At 66.2% G+C, this 1,461-nt stretch carries 1 pseudogene; it reads left to right on the forward strand.

The features are described from left to right. Positions 1-117 precede the first annotated feature (117 nt). A pseudogene (locus ACZ1IK_RS11165) lies at positions 118-1,399 on the forward strand (IS256 family transposase). Positions 1,400-1,461 lie beyond the last annotated feature (62 nt).

Here is a 1,461-nt window from a genome sequence, read left to right on the forward strand (position 1 = left end):
GTGTACGAATCCCGCAGCACGTTGACTCCGGTTGGCGTGTCGACCGCGAAGTAGAAGCGGTCACCGCGGGAGGCTTTCGAGGAAACTCTCACATCCCACTCGAAAGGGACACCCGCGATGACCGCTCCCCACGATATCGACCCCCAGGCGTTTCTGTCCGATCTGCTCACCCAGGCCTCGCCGGACTTGATGCGTCAGATGCTCACCACCTTCATCAATGCCCTGCTGTCGGCCGAGGCTGACAGCGTGTGCGGCGCCGCCTACGGCGCCCGCTCGGATGAGCGCACCAACCGGCGTAACGGCTACCGGCACCGGGACCTGGACACCCGCGCCGGCACCATCGACGTCGCGATCCCGAAACTGCGCGAAGGCACCTACTTTCCCGACTGGCTCCTGGAGCGGCGCCGCCGCGCCGAGGCAGCGCTGACCACGGTGGTCGCCACCTGCTACCTGCTCGGCGTCTCCACCCGCCGGATGGACAAACTGGTGCAGACTCGGCATCACGGGCCTGTCGAAATCGCAGGTCTCAGAGATGAGTAAAGACCTGGATGCGCAGGTCGAAGCGTTCCGCACCCGGCCGCTCGATGCTGGGCCGTATCGGTTTGTCGCCGCCGACGCGCTCGTGCTCAAAGTGCGTGAACACGGCCGGGTCGTCAAGGTCGCCGCCATGGTCGCCACCGGCATCAACAACGACGGCTACCGCGAGATCCTCGGCCTGCAACTGGGCACCGCGGAGACCAGGGAGGGGTGGCTCGGGTTCTTCCGTGATCTGGCTGCCCGCGGCCTGTCGGGGGTGGAGCTGATCACCTCCGATGCCCATGCCGGGCTGGTCGAAGCGGCCGGGGCGGTGTTCGGGACGGCGCAGTGGCAGCGCTGCCGCACCCACTACGCGGCCAACCTGATGGCGGTGTGCCCGAAGTCGCAGTGGCCCGCGGTGAAAGCGCTGCTGCACAGCGTCTACACCCAGCCCGACGTCGAGGCGGTGATCGCCCAGTACGAGCACATGATCGACAGCCTGGCCACCCATCTGCCGGCCGCTGCCGAGCACCTCGAGGGCGCCCGCGATGAGGTGCTCACGTTCACGAAGTTCCCGAAGGAGGTGTGGAAGAAGATCTGGTCGAACAACCCGAACGAACGGCTCAACAAGGAGATCCGGAGACGCACCGACGTCGTCGGCATCTTCCCCAGCCGAGTCGCGGTGATTAGACTCCTCGGCGCGGTGCTGGCCGAGCAGCACGACGAATGGACCGAATCACGGCGCTACATGAGCCTGGAATTGCTGACCGCGACCGACACGATGCTCGCCGAAGCAGCCGCGAAAGCCGCGGCTGAACAAGCCGCCCTACAGGTCAGCGACACCATGACCGACGACCCCGGCCACGCGGCACTCGCCGCCTGACAACCCACCCGACCACGAGGAACCCGACAAAGCCTCGATACACCACTCAAAAGGACTTGACC

This window comes from Micrococcus sp. CS26, assembly GCF_055522295.1.